This is a genomic window from Streptococcus mitis (genome assembly GCF_023109105.1).
Taxonomy (GTDB): domain Bacteria; phylum Bacillota; class Bacilli; order Lactobacillales; family Streptococcaceae; genus Streptococcus; species Streptococcus mitis_BW.
The window spans coordinates 1-20,403 of record NZ_JALDTZ010000007.1 but is presented as its reverse complement, the minus strand read 5'-3'; the positions used below and the strand labels follow the sequence as shown (position 1 = coordinate 20,403).

The 20,403-nt window shown below is 41.7% G+C and carries 23 protein-coding genes; all 23 read left to right on the top strand.

What is annotated here, in order from left to right:
- Nucleotides 1-29 precede the first annotated feature (29 nt).
- The 23 genes from tsaE (at nt 30) to M1F37_RS05355 (ending at nt 20,004) form a co-directional block, all read left to right on the top strand.
- Nucleotides 30-473 (top strand): tRNA (adenosine(37)-N6)-threonylcarbamoyltransferase complex ATPase subunit type 1 TsaE, encoded by a 444-nt coding sequence (tsaE, locus tag M1F37_RS05465; RefSeq protein ID WP_247935041.1) that lies wholly within the window; start codon nt 30-32, stop codon nt 471-473.
- Complete coding sequence (locus M1F37_RS05460; RefSeq protein ID WP_247935040.1) at nt 463-981, top strand: GNAT family N-acetyltransferase; 519 nt, start codon at nt 463-465, stop codon at nt 979-981. Before tsaE ends, M1F37_RS05460 begins: the two co-directional genes overlap by 11 nt.
- Nucleotides 982-988: 7 nt before the next feature.
- Nucleotides 989-2,044 (top strand): biofilm formation/cell division transcriptional regulator BrpA, encoded by a 1,056-nt coding sequence (gene brpA / locus M1F37_RS05455; RefSeq protein WP_247935039.1) that lies wholly within the window; start codon nt 989-991, stop codon nt 2,042-2,044.
- Nucleotides 2,045-2,121: 77 nt separating this feature from the next.
- Nucleotides 2,122-3,390 carry a competence/damage-inducible protein A gene (locus M1F37_RS05450; protein WP_247935038.1) on the top strand — a complete coding sequence of 423 codons (1,269 nt, stop codon included), beginning with the start codon at nt 2,122-2,124 and terminating at the stop codon, nt 3,388-3,390.
- A gap of 41 nt (nt 3,391-3,431) precedes the next feature.
- Nucleotides 3,432-4,586, top strand: coding sequence for a recombinase RecA (gene recA, locus M1F37_RS05445; protein ID WP_001085523.1), 1,155 nt, complete (start codon nt 3,432-3,434; stop codon nt 4,584-4,586).
- 268 nt (nt 4,587-4,854) lie between these two features.
- Complete coding sequence (locus M1F37_RS05440) at nt 4,855-6,225, top strand: MATE family efflux transporter (protein WP_247935037.1); 1,371 nt, start codon at nt 4,855-4,857, stop codon at nt 6,223-6,225.
- 95 nt (nt 6,226-6,320) lie between these two features.
- Nucleotides 6,321-7,037, top strand: coding sequence for a YebC/PmpR family DNA-binding transcriptional regulator (locus M1F37_RS05435; RefSeq protein WP_247935036.1), 717 nt, complete (start codon nt 6,321-6,323; stop codon nt 7,035-7,037).
- Nucleotides 7,038-7,214: 177 nt separating this feature from the next.
- Complete coding sequence (locus M1F37_RS05430; RefSeq protein WP_247935035.1) at nt 7,215-7,676, top strand: MarR family winged helix-turn-helix transcriptional regulator; 462 nt, start codon at nt 7,215-7,217, stop codon at nt 7,674-7,676.
- Nucleotides 7,660-9,429, top strand: coding sequence for an ABC transporter ATP-binding protein (locus tag M1F37_RS05425; RefSeq protein ID WP_070528633.1), 1,770 nt, complete (start codon nt 7,660-7,662; stop codon nt 9,427-9,429). The genes M1F37_RS05430 and M1F37_RS05425 overlap by 17 nt, the downstream gene beginning before the upstream one ends.
- Entirely contained in the window at nt 9,419-11,179 is a 1,761-nt protein-coding gene (locus M1F37_RS05420) for an ABC transporter ATP-binding protein (RefSeq protein ID WP_247935034.1), read from the top strand. Before M1F37_RS05425 ends, M1F37_RS05420 begins: the two co-directional genes overlap by 11 nt.
- A 169-nt stretch (nt 11,180-11,348) precedes the next feature.
- Nucleotides 11,349-11,705, top strand: coding sequence for a DUF2200 domain-containing protein (locus M1F37_RS05415; RefSeq protein WP_247935033.1), 357 nt, complete (start codon nt 11,349-11,351; stop codon nt 11,703-11,705).
- 2 nt (nt 11,706-11,707) lie between these two features.
- The gene (locus M1F37_RS05410) at nt 11,708-12,211 is read left to right on the top strand and encodes a phosphatase PAP2 family protein (protein ID WP_247935032.1); all 504 of its coding nucleotides are present in this window, start codon (nt 11,708-11,710) and stop codon (nt 12,209-12,211) included.
- 118 nt (nt 12,212-12,329) lie between these two features.
- Nucleotides 12,330-12,776 (top strand): LytTR family DNA-binding domain-containing protein, encoded by a 447-nt coding sequence (locus M1F37_RS05405; protein ID WP_247935031.1) that lies wholly within the window; start codon nt 12,330-12,332, stop codon nt 12,774-12,776.
- A 4-nt stretch (nt 12,777-12,780) separates the two neighbouring features.
- Nucleotides 12,781-13,455, top strand: a complete 675-nt coding sequence (locus M1F37_RS05400; protein ID WP_247935030.1) for a LiaF transmembrane domain-containing protein — start codon at nt 12,781-12,783, stop codon at nt 13,453-13,455.
- Nucleotides 13,456-13,560: 105 nt separating this feature from the next.
- Nucleotides 13,561-13,749, top strand: coding sequence for a 50S ribosomal protein L28 (gene rpmB, locus M1F37_RS05395; protein ID WP_001140948.1), 189 nt, complete (start codon nt 13,561-13,563; stop codon nt 13,747-13,749).
- A 155-nt stretch (nt 13,750-13,904) separates the two neighbouring features.
- Nucleotides 13,905-14,270, top strand: a complete 366-nt coding sequence (locus M1F37_RS05390) for an Asp23/Gls24 family envelope stress response protein (RefSeq protein ID WP_000216437.1) — start codon at nt 13,905-13,907, stop codon at nt 14,268-14,270.
- 2 nt (nt 14,271-14,272) lie between these two features.
- The gene (locus M1F37_RS05385; RefSeq protein ID WP_247935029.1) at nt 14,273-15,937 is read left to right on the top strand and encodes a DAK2 domain-containing protein; all 1,665 of its coding nucleotides are present in this window, start codon (nt 14,273-14,275) and stop codon (nt 15,935-15,937) included.
- 361 nt (nt 15,938-16,298) lie between these two features.
- Nucleotides 16,299-16,505 (top strand): hypothetical protein, encoded by a 207-nt coding sequence (locus M1F37_RS05380; RefSeq protein ID WP_247935094.1) that lies wholly within the window; start codon nt 16,299-16,301, stop codon nt 16,503-16,505.
- On the top strand, nt 16,502-16,696 hold the full coding sequence (locus M1F37_RS05375; protein WP_247935028.1) for a hypothetical protein: 195 nt from the start codon (nt 16,502-16,504) through the stop codon (nt 16,694-16,696). The genes M1F37_RS05380 and M1F37_RS05375 overlap by 4 nt, the downstream gene beginning before the upstream one ends.
- Nucleotides 16,683-17,567 carry an ABC transporter ATP-binding protein gene (locus tag M1F37_RS05370; RefSeq protein WP_247935027.1) on the top strand — a complete coding sequence of 295 codons (885 nt, stop codon included), beginning with the start codon at nt 16,683-16,685 and terminating at the stop codon, nt 17,565-17,567. Before M1F37_RS05375 ends, M1F37_RS05370 begins: the two co-directional genes overlap by 14 nt.
- A 1-nt stretch (nt 17,568) precedes the next feature.
- Entirely contained in the window at nt 17,569-18,306 is a 738-nt protein-coding gene (locus M1F37_RS05365; protein WP_247935026.1) for an ABC transporter permease, read from the top strand.
- Complete coding sequence (locus tag M1F37_RS05360) at nt 18,306-19,403, top strand: sensor histidine kinase (protein ID WP_247935025.1); 1,098 nt, start codon at nt 18,306-18,308, stop codon at nt 19,401-19,403. The genes M1F37_RS05365 and M1F37_RS05360 overlap by 1 nt, the downstream gene beginning before the upstream one ends.
- Nucleotide 19,404: 1 nt before the next feature.
- Complete coding sequence (locus M1F37_RS05355) at nt 19,405-20,004, top strand: response regulator transcription factor (RefSeq protein WP_247935024.1); 600 nt, start codon at nt 19,405-19,407, stop codon at nt 20,002-20,004.
- The last annotated feature ends 399 nt before the right edge of the window (nt 20,005-20,403 follow it).

The window sequence follows — 20,403 nt, the reverse complement described above, 5'->3', positions numbered from 1 at the left end:
AAAGAACAACTTTTTGGTATAATAGAAATATGTACACTAAAAACGAAGAAGAGTTACAGTCCTTAGGTGAGCGTTTGGGCTGTTTATTAGAAAAGAATGATGTTTTAATTCTAACTGGCGAACTTGGAGCAGGTAAAACGACCTTTACAAAAGGCCTTGCTAAGGGATTACAGATTTTTCAGATGATTAAGAGTCCAACCTATACTATAGTGAGAGAGTATGAGGGCCGTCTTCCTCTTTATCATTTAGATGTTTACCGTATTGAGGGGGATGCTGATTCTATTGATTTGGATGAGTTTCTCTTTGGTGGCGGGGTGACTGTCATCGAGTGGGGCCATCTTGTAGGTGAAGCCTTACCCGATACTTATTTAGAATTGGAAATTCTAAAAGAAGAAGATGGTCGCAGGCTGAATTTTCAAGCAAAGGGTTTGCGTGCTGAGAAATTGTTAGAGGAGCTTCAACATGGAGTATGAACTGCTCATTAGAGAAGCAGAGCCTGGTGATGCTGCTGATTTAGTGACATTTTTAAATCGTGTGAGTTTGGAGACAGATTTTACCAGCCTAGATGGGGATGGTATTCTCTTGACCAGTGAGGAGATGGAAATATTCCTCGACAAGCAAGCTAGTTCGGATAATCAGATAACCTTACTTGCATTTTTAAATGATAAAATTGCTGGCCTTGTAAATATCACAGCTGACCAGCGTAAGAGAGTCCGTCATATTGGAGATCTCTTCATTGTGATTGGAAAAAGATATTGGAATAATGGCTTGGGAAGTTTGTTGCTAGAAGAGGCGATAGAATGGGCACAAGCAAGTGGCATTCTGCGTCGTCTCCAACTGACTGTCCAAACTCGTAATCAGGCTGCAGTTCATCTTTATCAAAAGCATGGCTTTGTAATTGAAGGTCGCCAAGAGCGTGGAGCGTATATAGAAGAAGGGAAATTTATCGATGTTTACTTGATGGGTAAACTGATAGATTAGTAGAAATATGGTTAAAAAAATTATTGGAATGGTGCTAGCTTTTCTAGCTGTGACAGTTTTGGGTGTCGGTGTTTTTGCTTACACTATTTATCAGCAAGGTACAGAGACTTTGGCGAAAACCTATAAAAAAATAGGGGAAGAAACCAAGGTTATTGAAGCAACAGAGCCTTTGACCATTCTGTTAATGGGGGTTGATACTGGGAATGTAGAGCGTACAGATCAATGGGCTGGAAATAGTGACAGTATGATTTTGCTGACCGTCAATCCGCACACAAAGAAAACGACGATGTTGAGTTTGGAACGTGATATTCTGACTAAAATCCAGCATAAAGATGGTCAGATTGAGGAAGCAAAACTAAACGCTGCCTATGCTGGTGGTGGTGCAGAGTTAGCTATTTCAACCATTCAAAAGATGATGAACATCCATATTGATCGCTATATTATGGTTAATATGCAAGGATTGCAACAATTAGTAGATGCAGTGGGTGGTATTACGGTTAATAATACACTAGGTTTCCCAATCTCTATCAGTGACCAAGAAGAATTTAACACCATTTCTATTGGTGTTGGAGAACAGACAATAAATGGAGAAGAAGCGCTTGTGTATTCACGCATGCGTTATCAAGACCCAGAAGGAGACTACGGGCGTCAGAAGCGTCAGCGTGAAGTCATTCAAAAAGTTGTTGAAAAAGTTCTTAGTTTGGATAGTATCAGTCACTATCAGTCTATTTTAAAAGCCCTAAGTACTAATATGCAGACTAATATTGATTTATCTGCGAAAAGCATTCCAAGCTTGTTGGGCTATAAAGATTCATTTAAAACGATTGAAACCCAACAATTACGAGGCGAAGATGCTGAATTGCAAGGAACATCTTATCAAATCGTAACTGCTAACCATTTGTTAGAAATCCAAAATCTCTTGAGAACTTCACTTGATAAACCGAAGGTGACAGAGTTAGAGACAAATGCAGTCTTATATGAAGAGCTTTTCGGAAATCAAAATGGTATCGGTTTGGGGACAGGTACGATTAATAGTACAAGAAATCAAGAGGATGTAGAATAATCTAATTTATAGTTGGAATCGTGGGAAATTTCCTGCGATTTTTTCAAAAAAATACGAATAGATAGGTAGGAGGAAACATGAAAGCAGAAATCATTGCTGTTGGAACAGAGATTTTGACAGGACAGATTGTCAATACTAATGCCCAGTTTTTATCGGAAAAACTAGCTGAGATCGGGGTAGATGTTTATTTTCAGACAGCTGTAGGAGACAATGAAGCTCGTCTATTGTCTTTGCTTGAGATTGCCAGTCAACGTAGCAGTCTGGTGATTTTGACAGGTGGTTTGGGACCTACGGAGGACGATTTGACCAAACAAACCCTAGCTAAATTTTTAGGAAAAGAATTAGTCTTTGATCCTCGGGCGCAGGAGAAGCTGGATGTCTTTTTTGCCCAGAGACCAGACTATGCCCGAACACCGAATAACGAAAGACAAGCTCAAATTGTAGAAGGGGCGACTCCACTGCCAAACGAAACAGGGTTGGCTGTGGGAGGCATTTTGGAAGCCAATGGAGTGACCTACGTCGTCCTTCCAGGTCCGCCAAGTGAAATGAAACCTATGGTCTTAAACCAACTTCTACCCAAGTTGATGACAGGGAGCAAGCTGTATTCCCGAGTTCTTCGTTTCTTTGGAATTGGTGAGAGCCAGCTGGTTACGATTTTGGCTGATTTGATTGATAATCAAACCGATCCGACCTTGGCACCTTATGCTAAGACAGGAGAGGTAACCTTACGTTTGTCAACAAAAGCTAGTAGCCAAGAAGAGGCGAATCAAGTGCTGGATATCTTGGAAAATCAAATCTTAGGTCACCAAACTTTTGAAGGTCTTTCTTTACGAGACCTTTGTTATGGTTATGGGGAGGAGTCCAGCTTGGCCAGCATTGTGGTAGAGGAACTGAAAAAACAGGGGAAAACCATCACGGCTGCCGAAAGCTTGACGGCAGGTCTTTTTCAAGCTAGTGTGGCTGATTTTTCGGGTGCTTCAAGTATATTTAAGGGTGGTTTTGTGACTTATAGCTTGGAAGAAAAATCAAAGATGTTGGATATTCCTGTCAAGGATTTGGAAGAACATGGTGTGGTGTCTGAATTTACAGCTCAGAAGATGGCTGAGCAGGCACGAATCAAGACTCAGTCTGATTTTGGCATTAGTTTGACAGGAGTGGCTGGACCAGATAGCCTAGAAGGACATCCAGCAGGTACAGTTTTTATTGCTTTGGCGCAAGCTTCAGGGACAGAAGTTATCCAGGCCAATATAGCAGGCAGAAGTCGAGCTGATGTCCGAGAAATTGCAGTCTTACATGCCTTTAACCTAGTTCGCAAAGCTTTATTAAGTGCTGGAGATTTGTTATAATAGAAGAAGGTCTAAGGACTATTAGAATACAGGAGAATATAATGGCGAAAAAACCAACAAAAAAATTAGACGAAATTGGCAAAAAATTTGGTGCTGATCGTGAAAAAGCCCTAAACGATGCCCTTAAATTGATTGAAAAAGACTTTGGGAAGGGGTCAATCATGCGCTTGGGTGAACGTGCAGAGCAAAAGGTCCAAGTGATGAGCTCAGGTTCGTTGGCTCTTGATATCGCACTCGGATCAGGTGGTTATCCAAAGGGACGTATCATCGAAATCTACGGGCCAGAATCATCAGGTAAGACAACGGTTGCCCTTCACGCGGTAGCGCAAGCGCAAAAAGAAGGCGGAATTGCTGCCTTTATCGATGCGGAGCATGCGCTTGACCCAGCCTATGCAGCAGCGCTTGGTGTTAATATCGATGAATTGCTCTTGTCACAACCAGATTCAGGTGAGCAAGGTCTTGAAATTGCTGGGAAATTGATTGACTCAGGTGCAGTTGATCTTGTTGTTATCGACTCAGTTGCTGCCCTTGTACCTCGTGCAGAAATCGATGGAGATATCGGAGATAGCCACGTTGGTCTTCAAGCTCGTATGATGAGCCAGGCTATGCGTAAACTCGGAGCTTCTATTAATAAGACTAAGACAATTGCTATCTTCATTAACCAATTGCGTGAAAAAGTAGGAGTTATGTTTGGTAATCCAGAGACAACTCCTGGTGGACGTGCCCTTAAATTCTACGCTTCTGTCCGTTTGGATGTTCGTGGAAGCACACAAATCAAGGGAACTGGTGATCAAAAAGATACGAGCGTAGGTAAGGAAACCAAGATTAAGGTTGTTAAGAACAAGGTAGCTCCACCATTTAAAGAAGCCTTTGTTGAAATCATGTATGGTGAGGGTATTTCTAGAACTGGTGAGCTTTTGAAGATTGCAAGTGATCTTGACATCATCAAGAAGGCAGGAGCATGGTACTCTTATAAAGACGAAAAGATCGGTCAAGGTTCTGAAAATGCTAAGAAATACTTGGCAGATCACCCAGAAGTCTTTGATGAGATTGACCACCAAGTTCGTGTCAAGTTTGGCTTGATTGAAGATGATGCAGTAGCTGATGAAAAAGTTGCACCTGTGGAATCAGAAGTAGCTAATCAAGAAGTGACTCTTGACCTTGGCGATGATCTTGAAATCGAAATTGAAGATTAAAAAGTAAAAGTGGCGGAGGAATCCGCTACTTTTTTGTTGCCTTGTTCTGGTGTTCAGATTAATACTCAATGAAAATCAAAAAGCAAACTAGGAAGCTAGCCGCAGATTGCTCAAAGCATTGCTTTGAGGTTTTAGATAAGACTGACGAAGTCAGTTACATATATCTAAGGTAAGGCGACGCTGACGTAGTTTGAAGAGATTTTCGAATAGTATTAACTATAGTTTGCTGTTTCTTGTCGCTCCTCTAGAAAGCTGATATAATAGCCTTATGAATAAAAAACGAACAGTGGACCTGATTCATGGTCCGATTCTTCCCGCGCTCTTAAGCTTTGCCTTTCCAATCTTGTTGTCCAATATTTTTCAACAGCTCTATAACACTGCTGATGTCTTGATTGTTGGACGATTTCTTGGTCAAGAATCCTTGGCTGCAGTAGGAGCGACGACAGCGATTTTTGACCTGATTGTAGGTTTTACTCTTGGTGTTGGTAATGGCATGGGGATTGTCATTGCCCGCTATTACGGGGCTCGGAATTTCACTAAAATAAAGGAAGCAGTAGCAGCCACCTGGATTTTAGGTGCTCTGTTGAGTATTGTGCTTATGTTGCTGGGCTTTCTTGGTTTGTATCCTCTCTTACAGTACCTAGATACCCCTGCTGAAATCCTCCCTCAATCCTATCAATATATTTCTATGATTGTGACCTGTGTCGGTGTCAGCTTTGCCTATAATCTCTTTGCAGGTTTGTTGAGATCCATTGGTGATAGTCTAGCTGCGCTTGGCTTTCTGATTTTCTCTGCCTTAGTTAATGTGGTTCTGGATCTCTATTTTATTACGCAATTGCATCTTGGAGTTCAATCTGCGGGAATTGCTACCATCATTTCGCAAGGCTTATCAGCGGTTCTCTGCTTTTACTATATTCGTAAGAGTGTTCCAGAACTTTTGCCTCAGTTCAAGCATTTCAAATGGGATAAGGCCTTGTATGCGGATCTCTTGGAGCAAGGTCTGGCTATGGGCTTGATGAGTTCAATTGTGTCTATTGGTAGTGTGATTTTACAGTCTTCTGTTAATACCTTTGGTGCCGTGATTATTAGCGCCCAGACGGCAGCTCGACGTATTATGGCTTTCGCCCTTCTTCCTATGACCGCTATTTCTGCTTCGATGACGACCTTTGCTTCTCAGAATTTAGGTGCTAAGCGCCCGGACCGCATTGTCCAAGGTCTTCGAATCGGTAGTCGTTTAAGTATATCCTGGGCAGGCTTTATCTGTATCTTCCTCTTTTTTGCCAGTCCAGCCTTGGTTTCTTTTTTGGCTAGTTCGTCGGATAGCTACTTGATAGAAAATGGCAGTCTCTACCTGCAAATCAGTTCAGCCTTTTATCCTATTTTGAGTCTTTTGCTGATTTATCGCAATTGTTTGCAGGGTTTGGGGCAAAAAGTCCTTCCTCTGGTTTCTAGCTTTATAGAACTAATCGGGAAAATCGCTTTTGTGGTCCTGATTATCCCTTGGGCAGGATATAAGGGAGTTATCCTTTGCGAACCCCTTATCTGGGTTGCCATGACCATCCAACTATATTTTTCGCTTTTCCGTCACCCCTTGATAAAAGAAGGCAAGGAAATCTTGGCAACCGAAGTGCTCTCCTAGCTGTATTTGCTAATAAAATCTATTTCCTCTAGTGAAAATCGAAAAAACTTGTGATATAATAAGAAAGATTAAAATGTGAAAAAAGGAGATTCCTAATGGGACGTAAATGGGCCAATATCGTAGCCAAGAAAACGGCTAAAGATGGAGCTAACTCTAAAGTATATGCAAAATTTGGTGTAGAAATCTATGTAGCAGCTAAAAAAGGTGATCCAGATCCAGAATCAAACTCAGCTTTGAAATTCGTTATCGACCGTGCCAAACAAGCTCAAGTGCCAAAACACGTTATCGATAAGGCTTTGGACAAGGCAAAAGGAAACACAGACGAAACCTTTACAGAAGGACGTTACGAAGGCTTTGGACCAAATGGTTCTATGCTGATCGTTGATACTTTGACTTCAAACGTTAACCGTACAGCGGCTAATGTCCGTGCAGCTTTTGGTAAAAATGGCGGAAACATGGGAGCTTCAGGTTCAGTATCTTACCTCTTTGACAACAAAGGTGTTATCGTATTTGCTGGCGAAGATGCAGACGCAGTCTTTGAGCAATTGCTAGAAGCAGATGTTGATGTGGACGATGTAGAAGCAGAAGAAGGAACAGTCACGGTTTATACAGCATCAACTGACCTTCACAAGGCTATCGTTGCTTTACGTGAATCAGGTATCGAAGAATTCCAAGTAACAGAATTAGAAATGATTCCTCAGTCAGAAGTGGAATTGTCAGGCGATGACCTTGAAACCTTTGAAAAACTTTACAGCGTCCTTGAGGATGACGAAGACGTACAAAAAATCTACACAAACGTAGACGGGTTCTAATTTAACCTAGAAAACATGATCCTAAGTGAGAAAATCACTTGGGATTTTTTAAATCAAGAAAATAGTTCTCTAAGAAACTTTTTTCTTGACATCTCTTTTCAAAGTGGTAAAATAGTTCTCATGAAAACTTATTTAGTTCCTAGGAGAACTAAATGCGATGGTTAGAAAGGAGTTAGTATGGATAAACCGATGTTGGTCTTTAAGCGTTTTGGTCACCAGATTCATTTGATGGTGCAAAAGGAAGCCAAACGTTGTGGTATTGAATTTATGGGTGGACCGCAAGGTCAGGTGGTGCGTTTTTTGGATATCCGTGAGGAAAGCCAAGACTTGGTCTTGATTAAAGATATCGAGCAGGAACTCAATATTAGCAAGTCTGTTGCTAGTAACTTGGTCAAGCGCATGGTACAAAATGGTTTGGTGGAATTGGAGGCGAGTCCTGTCGATAAGCGGGCTAAGTTTGTTCGTTTGACGGACAAATCGCGCTCTCAGATGCAAGAAATCAAGGCCTTCTTTGAACGTATTGACAACCAGTTGATGGCAGACATTGATGAAGATGAATTACTGATTTTTGAGAAAGTCCTCAATCAACTACAGGAAAATATCAAGAGAATAGGAGGAGAGAATGAAGAAATTAGCTAAACGAATTAGTAGAAAAGAATGGGGGATGATTTTACTAGCCATTCTCTTTACATGCTTTTCGGTCTATCTAGAGTTGGAAGTTCCGACCTATATCTCTAAAATCACGGATTTGCTGGGAAGTCAAGGAACCAACTTGGATGAGTTATGGCAACCAGCAGGTATGATGGTCGGAATGTCTTTTTTTGCCTTCTTATCCGCAGTCGCAGTTGGATTTTTTGCATCCAGAGTGGCTGCTTCTTACACTAGTAGGCTGAGAAGTGATATTTTTAATCGAGTTTTGGATTACTCGCAGACAGAGATTAAGAAATTCTCTATTCCCAGCCTCCTAACTCGTACCACTAATGATATTACCCAAGTTCAGATGTTGATTACCATGGGATTGCAAGTGGTTACGCGTGGTCCGATTATGGCTATCTGGGCCATCGGGAAGATTTTAGGCCATTCAGAATACTGGCTCTGGGCGGTACTTGTGGCAGTGATTGTCAATGTTTTGATGACAACCGTTTTGATGACGCTAGCCTTTCCAAAACAGTCCTTGATTCAAAGTTTGACTGATAAACTGAATAGCATTACTCGTGAAAGTTTAACAGGTATTCGCGTTGTTCGTGCCTACAATGCTGAAAAGTACCAAGATGAAAAATTTACAGCAGCAAATGATGAGCTGACACGCTTGAATTTGTTTGTCAACCGTCTTATGGCTATTTTAAATCCCATTATGATGGGGATTTCAAGTGGTTTGAGTGTGGCGATTTACTGGATTGGAGCCTATGTAATCAACGATGCTGCTCCGACAGCGCGTCTGCCCCTCTTTAGTGACATGGTTGTTTTCATGTCTTATGCCATGCAGGTTGTTATGGGCTTCCTTCTCATGGGGGCGCTCTTCATCGTTCTTCCTCGAACCATGGTCTCTGCCAAGCGGCTTAATCAGGTTCTAGATTTGCATTCTTCTATCCAAAATCCTGATCAAGTGCAGCTGGCTGATGAAAACCTTAAAGGTAAGGTCGAATTTAAGGATGTGACCTTCCGCTATGCTGCAAATTCGGAGGCAGTTATCGAGAATGTTAGCTTTAGAGCAGAAGCTGGCCAAACAGTTGCCTTTATCGGCTCAACTGGTTCTGGTAAGTCAACTCTAGTCAATCTGATTCCACGTTTCTATGACGTATCAGCAGGAGAAATTCTAGTGGACGGAGTTAATGTTCAAGATTACGGTTTGGAAGATTTGCGCAATAAGGTCGGTTATATACCACAAAAAGCTGTACTCTTTTCAGGTGATGTCAAGGGCAATCTAGACTTTGGACATAGTCAAGAAACACCGCTTAGTGAACAAGCTATGTGGCAAGCCTTGGAATTGGCCCAGTCTAAGAACTTTATCGAAGACAAGGAAGCTGGCTTGGAGTCAGAAGTAGCTCAAGGAGGAACCAACTTCTCAGGTGGACAAAGACAGCGTCTGGCCATTGCGCGTGCCTTGGCTCGGAAGCCAGAAATTCTCATCTTTGATGACTCCTTCTCAGCCTTGGATTACAAGACAGACCGTGTCCTACGCCAAGAGCTAGCAGAGAAAACAAAATCTATGACCAAGCTCATCGTCGCACAGCGTATTTCAACCATTATGGATGCAGATTTGATTTTGGTCTTGGATCAAGGTAAAGTCGTGGGACAAGGCACCCACAAGGAACTTCTAGCTAATAACGAAGTTTATCAAGAAATTGCCTATTCACAATTATCGAAGGAGGAATTGGAACATGGAAAATAAAAAAATGTCTCTCTGGAAACAGAGTAAACCCTATCTTGCAGGTCTCCAGTTTGCCCTTCTGATAGCCTTTCTAGCAACAATCCTATCTAATATCATTACTGTATATGGGCCAACCTGCATCAAGGAAATGACTAATATTATTGCCAGTGGTTTGGAAACAAGTGTGGATGTAGCGGCAGTTGCAGCTATTGGTAGTTTTTTGGCCGTGATTTATGTGATTGGACTTCTATCAAATTATTTGCAGGCCTTTCTGTTTACAACAGTCATTCAACGTTTTTCAGAGCGTTTGAGAACAGCCATTGCAGAGAAAATCAATCGCCTACCATTGAGATATTTTGATGGACATTCTCAAGGGGATACCTTGTCTCGTGTAACCAATGACGTTGACACTGCAGCCCAGTCCCTTAATCAAAGTCTGGGAACAGTTCTTTCATCTAGTTTATTGGTCTTGGCAGTTTTGGTAACCATGTTTGGGATGAACTGGATTTTAGCCTTGGTGACGGTTGTTTCAACCCTTATTGGTTTTGCTTTCGTGTCCGTCTTTATGGGCAAATCACAGGGATTTTTTAAGAGTCAGCAACAAGATTTAGCAGCTGTCAATGGCTATGTGGAGGAAATGTACTCTGGCCATAATGTAGTGACCAGTTACAATGCTATTGAGAGCACGAAAGAAGAGTTTGCGAAATTAAACCATCGTCTGTATGACAGTATCTGGAAATCTCAGTTTATTTCAGGGATTATGATGCCGATTATGATGTTCATTGGGAACTTTAGTTATGCCTTAGTGATTATCGTCGGTGCAGCCTTGGCTCTGAATGGGCAGATCAGTATCGGGATTATCGTGGCCTTTATGGCCTACGTTCGTATCTTTTCTCAGCCTCTTTCACAAATCGCCCAAGGGGTTACTAGTCTTCAGCAGGCTAGTGCAGCCATGGGACGTGTCTTCGAATTCCTAGCTGAAGAGGAAATGGAAGACGAATCCTATAAAGAAAGACAATTGAGCGATATGAAAGGTCAAGTAGTCTTTGATCGAGTCTCCTTTGGTTATACACCAGAGCGAACCATTATTCATGACTTTTCTGCGACCGCTCATGCAGGTCAAAAGGTTGCGATTGTCGGACCGACCGGAGCTGGTAAGACAACCATTGTCAATCTTTTGATGAAGTTCTATGAGATTGATAAGGGAAGTATCCGTATCGATGGTGTGGATACCAAGGATATGAAGCGTTCGGAAGTACATGATGCCTTTTCAATGGTCTTACAGGATACTTGGCTCTTTGAAGGAACCATTCGCGACAATCTCATCTATAACCAAACAGGTATTAGTGATGAGCGTGTGATTGAAGCTGCCAAAGCAGTAGGAATCCACCACTTTATCACAACCTTACCAGATGGATATGACACCGTTTTGGATGATACAGTAAGTCTTTCAGTAGGACAAAAACAACTCTTGACGATTGCTCGTGCTCTACTCAAGGATGCTCCGCTCTTGATTCTGGACGAAGCGACATCCTCAGTAGATACACGTACAGAGGAGTTGATTCAGAAAGCTATGGACCGTTTGATGGAGGGCAGAACTTCCTTTGTCATCGCCCACCGCTTGTCTACTATCCGAAATGCTGACCTGATTCTTGTCATGAAAGATGGAAATATCATCGAGCAAGGAAATCATGATGAGCTAATGGGGCAAGCTGGTTTCTATGCTGACCTCTACAACAGTCAATTTACTGAAGACGAAACAGAAGAATAAACCTAATACTCTTCAAAAATCAAATTCAAACCACGTCAGCTTCGCCTTGCCGTACTCAAGTACAGCCTGCGGCTAGCTTTCTAGTTTGCTCTTTGATTTTCATTGAGTATAAGAAGGCTTGACGGCCTTCTTTTTCTTCTTTATACTGGTATAATAGAAAGAGGGAAGCATGAGTCAAAAATTATACAATATGAAATTTTCTGCGGTCTATCAAGCTTTGATCGCAAAGGTTGAGCGAAAGGGTGGAAGGGCAGAATCCGTTCACCAAGTGACCAGTTGGTTGACAGGTTATGAAGTGAGTGGCATCCTCACTTGTCTGAATAAAGACCTTACTTATGGAGATTTTTTTCGACAGGCACCGTCTTATGCTCCTGAACGGATTACGATAACAGGAAAGATTTGTGGTGTTCGTATTGAGGAAATTGATGATCCTATGATGCAGGAAATCCGTCGTTTGGACAAATTAGTGGATTGGCTTTCCAAGGGGAAAACAGCCCAGCAGGTCCTAGAAAAGTATGAGAAATAGAAATGAAAAACTATCAAGAGTGGTACGATAAGAGGAAATCAAGTCTCCTTCGACATCCACAACTTTTGCAACTGATGCGAGTTTTTAATCGCCTGATGACAATCCTGATGCCCGTAGCTTATTTGACCTTGTTGGGGACAAGCTTTATAAGCAAGGGCTTGGGGCAAGACCTTGCTGCTTATATTTTGGTGCCAGCTTTGGGGTTTATCCTATTGACGCTCGTTCGTAAGTGGATCAATCAACCGCGGCCTTATGAGACTTGGGAAATTGTCCCGCTACTAGACAAGGACAGTTCTGGCAATTCAATGCCCAGTCGCCACGTCTTTTCAGCGACCATCATTTCCATGGCTTGTTTACATTCTAATCTACCTGTGGGGTTGATTTTCTTGGTTTTATCAGCCCTTCTTGGTCTAGTAAGAGTCTTAGGTGGTGTGCATTATCCCAAGGATGTTCTAGTTGGCTACGCCTGTGGCCTCCTCTGGGGAATTCTTTTCTTTATTTTCTAAAAAGCAAAGCAAGTGGTTCTGGACTCGTAACCACTTACGGGTCTAAAGTGACCACTTGCTTTTTTACTCTTGTAAAGTCTTCTGGCCTTTGGTATAGTAGATGCAGAAAGGAGATGGAATGAAGTTACGAATCGAAATTGACAGCAATTTAGAGGAAACTGAAATTGTCATCAAGGCAGCGACTTTGACAGATGAGATTGCGGATTTGCAGCGTCTCTTGCAAGAGTCCAAGTCTCCTAGGTTGATTTTTTATAAGGGGACGGGTGAGTACTACTTAGACTTGTCGGAAATTCTCTTCTTTGAGACGGAAGGTAGCAAGATTTATGCCCATACCCAGAAAGATGCCTACGAGGTTCGGCTTAAGCTCTATGAGTTAGAGGCTATCCTTCCTCGCTATTTCAGTCGGGTATCCAAGTCAACAATCGCTAATATTCGGCAAGTCTATTCGGTGGACAAGTCCTTTTCAGGAACGGGCACCATTTCCTTTTATCAAACTCACAAGGAGATTCATGTCTCACGGCATTACCAATCCCTCCTAAAAGAAAATCTAAGAAACATGAGGTAACAAGATGAAAAAGAAAGTATTTGGTATTGTGTTGCTAGTATTGGCAGCTTTGGTATTATTGCAGGGGAATTTTGGAATCCCTTCTCTGGGGGGACACATTTGGCCCTTGATCGGTATTGCTTTTTTTGCCTACCAATCAGTAGGAGCTTTGTTGCGTCGTCATTTTACTTCAGCCTCTTTTACAGCCCTAGCAGCCCTCATGATTGCTAATCGTTTTTATGACATTTTACCGATTCCCAATCAGTCAATTTTTGGGGCTAGTATTCTAATTGTTCTTGGAGTTAGTGCTTTGACTCACTCTAACAGAACTTGGAATGGGAAAAAATGGTGGCATGATGGGGAAAAGACCATTCTTACAGACAAGGAAGTCGCTTTTGGGACAGGTACTTTTTACAAGCAAGATCAAGAATTGGTAGAAGACCAAGTAGAAGTTGGTTTTGGGAATGCCAAGATATATTATGACAATGCAGAGATTTTAGGAGATACTGCAACCCTGAAGGTGGAAGTCGGTTTTGGGAATGCAGTTATCTACGTGCCTCAACACTGGAGAGTGGATCTGAAGGTGGAAACTTTCTGTGGCGCAGCCAAGGCAGATGCACCTCTAGCCCCAACCAGCAAAACCTTGATTATCCGTGGAGATGTGGCCTTTGGGAAGTTGGGGATTGTCTACGTTAAATAAAAAAATCTTCCAATTCCCTTGCAAAAATGAAGAAAGTGTGATAACATAGTACGGTATGTGGTGCTAGCACATCCGCTATATTAGATCTAATAGGAGGAAAACACAATGGCTAAAGTATGTTACTTTACAGGTCGTAAGACTGTATCAGGAAACAACCGTTCACACGCGATGAACCAAACAAAACGTGCCGTAAAACCAAACCTTCAAAAAGTTACTGTTCTTATCGATGGTAAACCTAAAAAAGTTTGGGCTTCAGCTCGTGCTTTGAAATCAGGTAAAGTTGAACGCGTTTAATAATAAAAGTAAGGAGACCTTAGGGTCTTTTTTCTTTTACTGTAGGTATAAAATCATTTGAAAAATAGAGTAAATATCCGCTGATACAGTATTCTGCTTTTACACTTGAGATGAAATATGATAAAATAGAGTATCAACTAGTTGAGGTAAAAAGGATGACTGTAAAAATTAATACAAAAGATGGTCAAATCGAACTAACAGATGAAGTGATTGCAACCGTCGTAGGTGGAGCAGCAACTGAGATTTTTGGTGTGGTCGGTATGGCTAGTAAAAATGCCCTCAAAGATAATTTCCAAGCCCTGCTAGGTAAGGAAAATTATTCTAAAGGTGTCGTCGTAAAAGCGGCCGAAGATGGTAGTATTGCAGTTGATGTATATACCGTGTTGAGCTACGGAACAAAGATTAGCGAAGTGTCAAAAAACATTCAAGAGCGTGTTCGTTTTAGCTTGGAAAACCAGCTTGGAATTACTGCTCAGACTGTAAATGTCTACATTCAAAATATCAAAGTTGTAGGAGAATAACCGTGTCAAAAATTACTACTAGCTTATTTCAAGAAATGGTGCAGGCTGCATCAACTCGCTTGAATAAGCAAGCTGAATATGTCAATTCATTAAACGTCTTTCCAGTTCCAGATGGAGATACTGGGACAAATATGGGAATGACCATTGAAAATGGAGCTAAAGAAGTTGCAGACAAGCCAGCTTCTACAGTTGGCGAGGTAGCAAGCATTCTTGCCAAAGGTCTTTTGATGGGTGCGCGTGGAAACTCGGGCGTTATTACGTCTCAGCTTTTCCGTGGATTTTCACAAGCTATCAAGGATAAAGATGAGTTAACAGGTCAAGACTTGGCCCTTGCCTTCCAATCAGGTGTAGAAGTTGCCTATAAGGCAGTGATGAAACCAGTTGAAGGAACGATTTTGACAGTTTCTCGAGGTGCTGCTATCGGTGCTAAGAAAAAAGCTGAGCAAACAGACGATGCCATTGAGATTATGCGCGCTGCCTTGGAAGGAGCTAAAACAGCTCTTGCTAAGACTCCAGACATGCTTCCAGTCTTGAAGGAAGTTGGCGTCGTGGACTCAGGTGGTCAAGGTTTGGTCTTCATCTACGAAGGCTTCCTTTCAGCTCTTACTGGTGAATACAGTGCGTCTGAAGACTTTGTAGCGACTCCAGCTAATATGGGTGAGATGATCAATGCTGAACACCACAAGTCTGTAGCTGGACATGTGGCAACAGAAGACATTACCTTTGGATACTGTACAGAAATCATGGTTGCCCTTAAACAAGGCCCAACTTATGCTAAAGAGTTTGACTACGAAGAATTCCGTAACTACTTGAACGACCTTGGAGATTCATTGCTTGTTGTCAATGATGACGAAATCGTCAAAGTTCACGTCCATACAGAAGATCCAGGTCTTGTTATGCAAGAAGGTCTTAAATATGGTAGCTTGGTCAAGGTTAAAGTAGATAACATGCGTAACCAACACGAAGCGCAAGTAGAAAAAGAAGCTCAAGTCAGCAAGCCAGCTGAAGAAAAAGAATATGCCGTTATCGCAGTAGTAGCTGGACAAGGTTTGGCAGATATCTTCCGTGCTCAAGGTGTGGACTATGTCATCGAAGGTGGACAAACTATGAACCCTTCGACAGAAGACTTTGTCAAGGCAGTTGAGAAAGTCAATGCTCGTAATATTATCTTCTTGCCAAACAACAAAAACATCTTCATGGCAGCTCAATCTGCAGCCGAAGTATTGGAACAACCAGCGGTTGTAGTAGAAGCTCGTACAATTCCTCAAGGATTGACTAGTCTTCTTGCCTTTGATCCAAGCAAGTCTATCGAAGAAAACCAAGAACGTATGACTGCAGCTCTTGGTGATGTGGTCAGTGGTAGTGTAACAACAGCCGTTCGTGACACGACTATTGATGGTCTAGAAATTCATGAAAATGACAATCTTGGTATGGTAGATGGTAAGATTCTTGTATCAAATCCTGATATGCACCAAACCTTGACTGAAACTTTGAAACATATGTTGGACGAAGACAGTGAAATCGTAACCTTCTATGTCGGTGAAGATGGAAGCGAAGAATTAGCTAACCAAATCGCTCAAGAAATCGCAGAAGAATTCGAAGATGTAGAAGTAGAAATCCACCAAGGTCAACAACCAGTTTACCCATATCTTTTCAGTGTGGAATAAAGATTAAATAGAAAATGAAAGAGAGAGTGGGACAGAAATCGGTAATTCGTTAGAATTCGATTTCGTCGTCCCACCTCCGCACAGTTGAGTAGGGCTGTAAAAGCTGATGAAATCAGCGTAGTAGAGCCCACTCAACCACTGCGTCTTGCTCGACAATCCAAAAACAATTTAGAGGCTAGGACTTTTGTCCCAGCCTCTTTTTGGTTTGCAATGAGTTTTTAACTGGGTAGTTGATTGGAACTAGAAAATTGACCCAATCTAGTAATTTCTGTTCCATCTTTTTTTGTGACATTTGTCATATTTCCTCATGACAGAAACTTCTAGTGATTCTACCTTCAAAGAATTATACTAGATGTATCAAATGGAGGAAGAAAAAATGAAAGATAAAGTAATTGTCGCAATGAGTTTAGTAGCAGCAGGAGTCATGACCTATCTCATGTTTTCTGGATTGGATGAAGACTTCTATCATTTTCCTTGGGAGTTATTTGCAGGATTTGGCATGATGTCTTGGTTGATCCGAGAAGGTTTGAAATTGGTCTCAGATGTGAAAAAGGAGTTTGAGGAATGAAAAAAGCAATCATCTATCTTTTCATTGGTATGTCATTAGTGGTATGGTTGGTAGAAATGTTTACAGGTTGGTTTGATCAAGCCTTCCTTCACCAATTCATCCGTGGTGCATGGGGATTAGGATTTATGATTTTTATCGCCTTTCCGATGGGGATGGAATGGCTGAAAGGAGAATATCATGAACATGATTAAGGTTCAAGGCTTACATAAAAACATCAAGGGGAAGGCTATTTTGAAGGATATTTCCTTTGAGGTAGCAGAAGGAGAATGTGTCGCCTTGATTGGACCCAATGGTGCCGGAAAGACTACACTCTTAGATTGTTTACTTGGAGATAAGCTAGTCACCAGCGGTCAAGTATCTATCCAAGGCTTGCCAGTGACGAGTTCTCAGTTAGACTATATTAGAGGCTACCTCCCTCAAGAAAATGTCATTGTTCAGAAATTAAAAGTTAAAGAGTTGATTGCTTTCTTTCAACGTATCTATCCAAATCCCTTGAGCAACCAGGAAATTGATCAACTATTGCAGTTTGACCAGCAACAGAAAGAGCAATTTGCAGAAAAATTGTCAGGTGGGCAGAAGCGTCTCTTCTCTTTTATCTTGACCTTGATTGGCCGACCAAAGCTTGTCTTTTTAGATGAGCCAACTGCGGCCATGGATACTTCAACCCGTCAACGTTTTTGGGAAATTGTCCAAGATCTAAAATCCCAAGGAGTTACCATTCTCTATTCGTCCCATTATATTGAGGAAGTAGAGCATACAGCGGACCGGATTTTGGTCTTAAATAAGGGAGAGTTGATTCGTGATACGACACCTCTAGCCATGCGCAGTGAGGAGATTGAAAAGCACTTCATCCTACCTCTGGCTTACAAGAAAGTCGTTGAGCAGTCTAACTTGGTTGAAAACTGGTCACAAAAACAAGATGCCCTGCAAGTAGTCACACGTGAAGCGGATGCTTTCTGGGAACTGTTAGTACAGGCAGGCTGTAGGATTCAAGAAATTGAAGTCAATAACCGTAGCTTGCTAGATACAATCTTTGAAGAAACACAAAAGGGAGATGACTAAGATGAAACGATGGATCGCACTAAACAAGATAGAATTTCTATTGACCAAACGACAATTAGTCTATTATCTATTATCCGTAGGGATGCCGACAGCCTTCTATCTATTCTTTTCAGGCATGTACCAGGATACACCCGATGGACCAGCAAATTTTATGCGCGACTACCTTATCTCTATGACGGCCTTTTCCATGATGTCAACAGCTATCTTTTCATTCCCAGTTGTTTTACATACCGACAAGATCAACAACTGGCAGAAAACATTACGCCATACTCCAGTAAATATGGTAGAATATTATCTATCAAAGATAACAAGTATGATAGTTGATTATTTGGTTTCAATCCTGGTTGTTTTCTCAGTTGGGCACTTGGTCAGAGGTGTGGATATGCCTTTAGGAAGCTGGATTGGGGCTGCGCTCTTGCTAATAGTAGGAAGTGTAGCTTTTGTAGCTCTTGGCTTGACCTTGACTCTCTTACCTTCTAGTCAGTTGATGTCTGTCGTAGGCAATCTTCTTTACTTTGGCTTGGCTGTGTTAGGCGGACTCTGGATGCCTGTCTCTTTATTTCCAGACTGGATGCAAGCAATCGGGAAGCGCCTACCAAGCTATCAGTTGATGGAATTGATCAAGACCTTCTTAAATGAGGGTGGCATCAATCTATCAGCCACAGTTTATCTACTTGTTTTTTCAGCAGTTTTGTTTGGTTTGACTATTTACCTTCAAGGTCATAAGGAGAATGCTTAATGCTTGAAAGACTGAAAAGCATACACTATATGTTTTGGGCCAGTTTGATTTTTATGATTTTCCCCATCCTACCTGTAGTGACTGGGTGGCTTTCTGCCTGGCATTTATTGATTGATATTCTATTTGTAGTGGCGTATTTGGGTATTTTAACAACTAAGAGCCAGCGCCTATCTTGGCTTTTCTGGGGGATCATGCTGACTTATGTAGTTGGTTATACTGCCTTTGTTGCTGTTAATTATATCTGGTTTTTCTTTTACCTTTCTAATCTCTTAATTTATCATTTCAGGGTGCGGAGTCTTCGTTCTCTGCATGTCTGGACTTTTCTCCTTGCTCAAGTTCTTGTTGTTGGACAACTCATGATGTTTCAGTCAGTCGAAACTGAGGCTGTAGCCTTTGAACTTGGGATTCTTACTTTTGTCGATTTGATGACATTGGGTTTGGTTCGGATTCGCATTGTCGAGGATTTGAAAGAAGCTCAGGCCAAGCAAAATGCCCAGATAAATCTATTGCTTGCTGAAAACGAACGTAGTCGTATCGGTCAGGATTTGCATGATAGTCTGGGACATACCTTTGCTATGCTGAGTGTCAAGACAGATCTAGCCTTGCAGTTATTTCAAATGCAGGCTTATCCACAGGTGGAGAAGGAATTAAAAGAAATTCACCAGATAAGCAAGGATTCTATGAATGAAGTGCGAACCATTGTGGAAAATCTGAAATCACGGACCTTAGCCTCAGAACTTGAAACCGTCAAGAAGATGCTTGAGATTGCTAGCATTGAAGTTCAAGTTGAGAATCAATTGGACAAGGCTAGTTTGACCCAGGATGTAGAGTCGACAGCTGCTATGATTTTGTTAGAACTTGCGACCAATATCATCAAACATGCTAAAGCGTCTAAAGTCTACTTAAAATTAGAACGGACAGAGAAAGAACTCATTCTAACAGTGAGAGATGATGGCTGTGGCTTTGCTTCTATAAAGGGGGATGAGCTCCATACAGTTCGAGATCGTGTTCTTCCATTTTTGGGAGAAGTAAAGGTAATTAGTTGGAAACAACCGACAGAAGTTCAGGTTCGACTACCTTATAAGGAGAGAAACTAAGATGAAACTACTTGTCGCAGAAGATCAAAGTATGCTTAGAGATGCCATGTGCCAACTCTTAAGCTTTCAACCAGATGTGGAGACTGTCTTGCAGGCGAAAAATGGAGCTGAAGCTATCCAAATCTTGGAAAAAGAAGCAGTAGATATTGCCATTCTTGACGTTGAAATGCCAGTCAAGACGGGATTAGAAGCGCTCGAGTGGATCAAACAAGAAGTGCCTGAAACCAAGGTGGTTATCGTTACGACCTTTAAACGCCCAGGCTATTTTGAACGAGCGGTCAAAGCAGGAGTCGACGCCTATGTCTTGAAAGAGCGGAGCATCGCCGAGCTCATGCAAACCCTGCATACGGTGTTAGAGGGACGCAAGGAATATTCTCCAGAGCTGATGGAAGTCATGATGACCCATCCCAATCCCTTGACCGAGCAAGAAGTGGCTGTTTTACAAGGAGTTGCCCAAGGCCTATCCAACCAAGAAATTGCAGACAAACTTTATCTATCCAACGGAACCGTCCGAAACTATGTCACCAATATTCTTTCGAAACTAGATGCAGGTAATCGAACAGAGGCAGCTAATATCGCGAAAGAATCTGGTTGGTTGTGATACTATCATAACTCGAAAACCATTATGTGCTAAAATTGAAGTGATTCAATGAAACAGTTTGTAACTTGAGGGGGCTTAGTTTCCTCCTTTTTGTTTCGTCTAATACTCTTTAGAAATCTCTTCAAACCACGCCAGCTTCACCTTGGATTATATATGTGACTGACTTTGTCAGTTCTATCTGCAACCTCAAAACAGTGTTTTGAGCTGACTCCGTCAGTCTTATCTACAACCTCAAAGCAGTACTTTTAGCAACCTGCAGCTAGCATCCTGGTTTGCTCTTTGATTTTTATTGAGCATAAGGTGGTACCAAAGAGCTAAAATTGCTAAATTCCCAAACTAAGTTCCATCGCTAATTCAAGTGGAAGTTAGTCTGATAAAAACCCTAAAAACCAGTGGCAA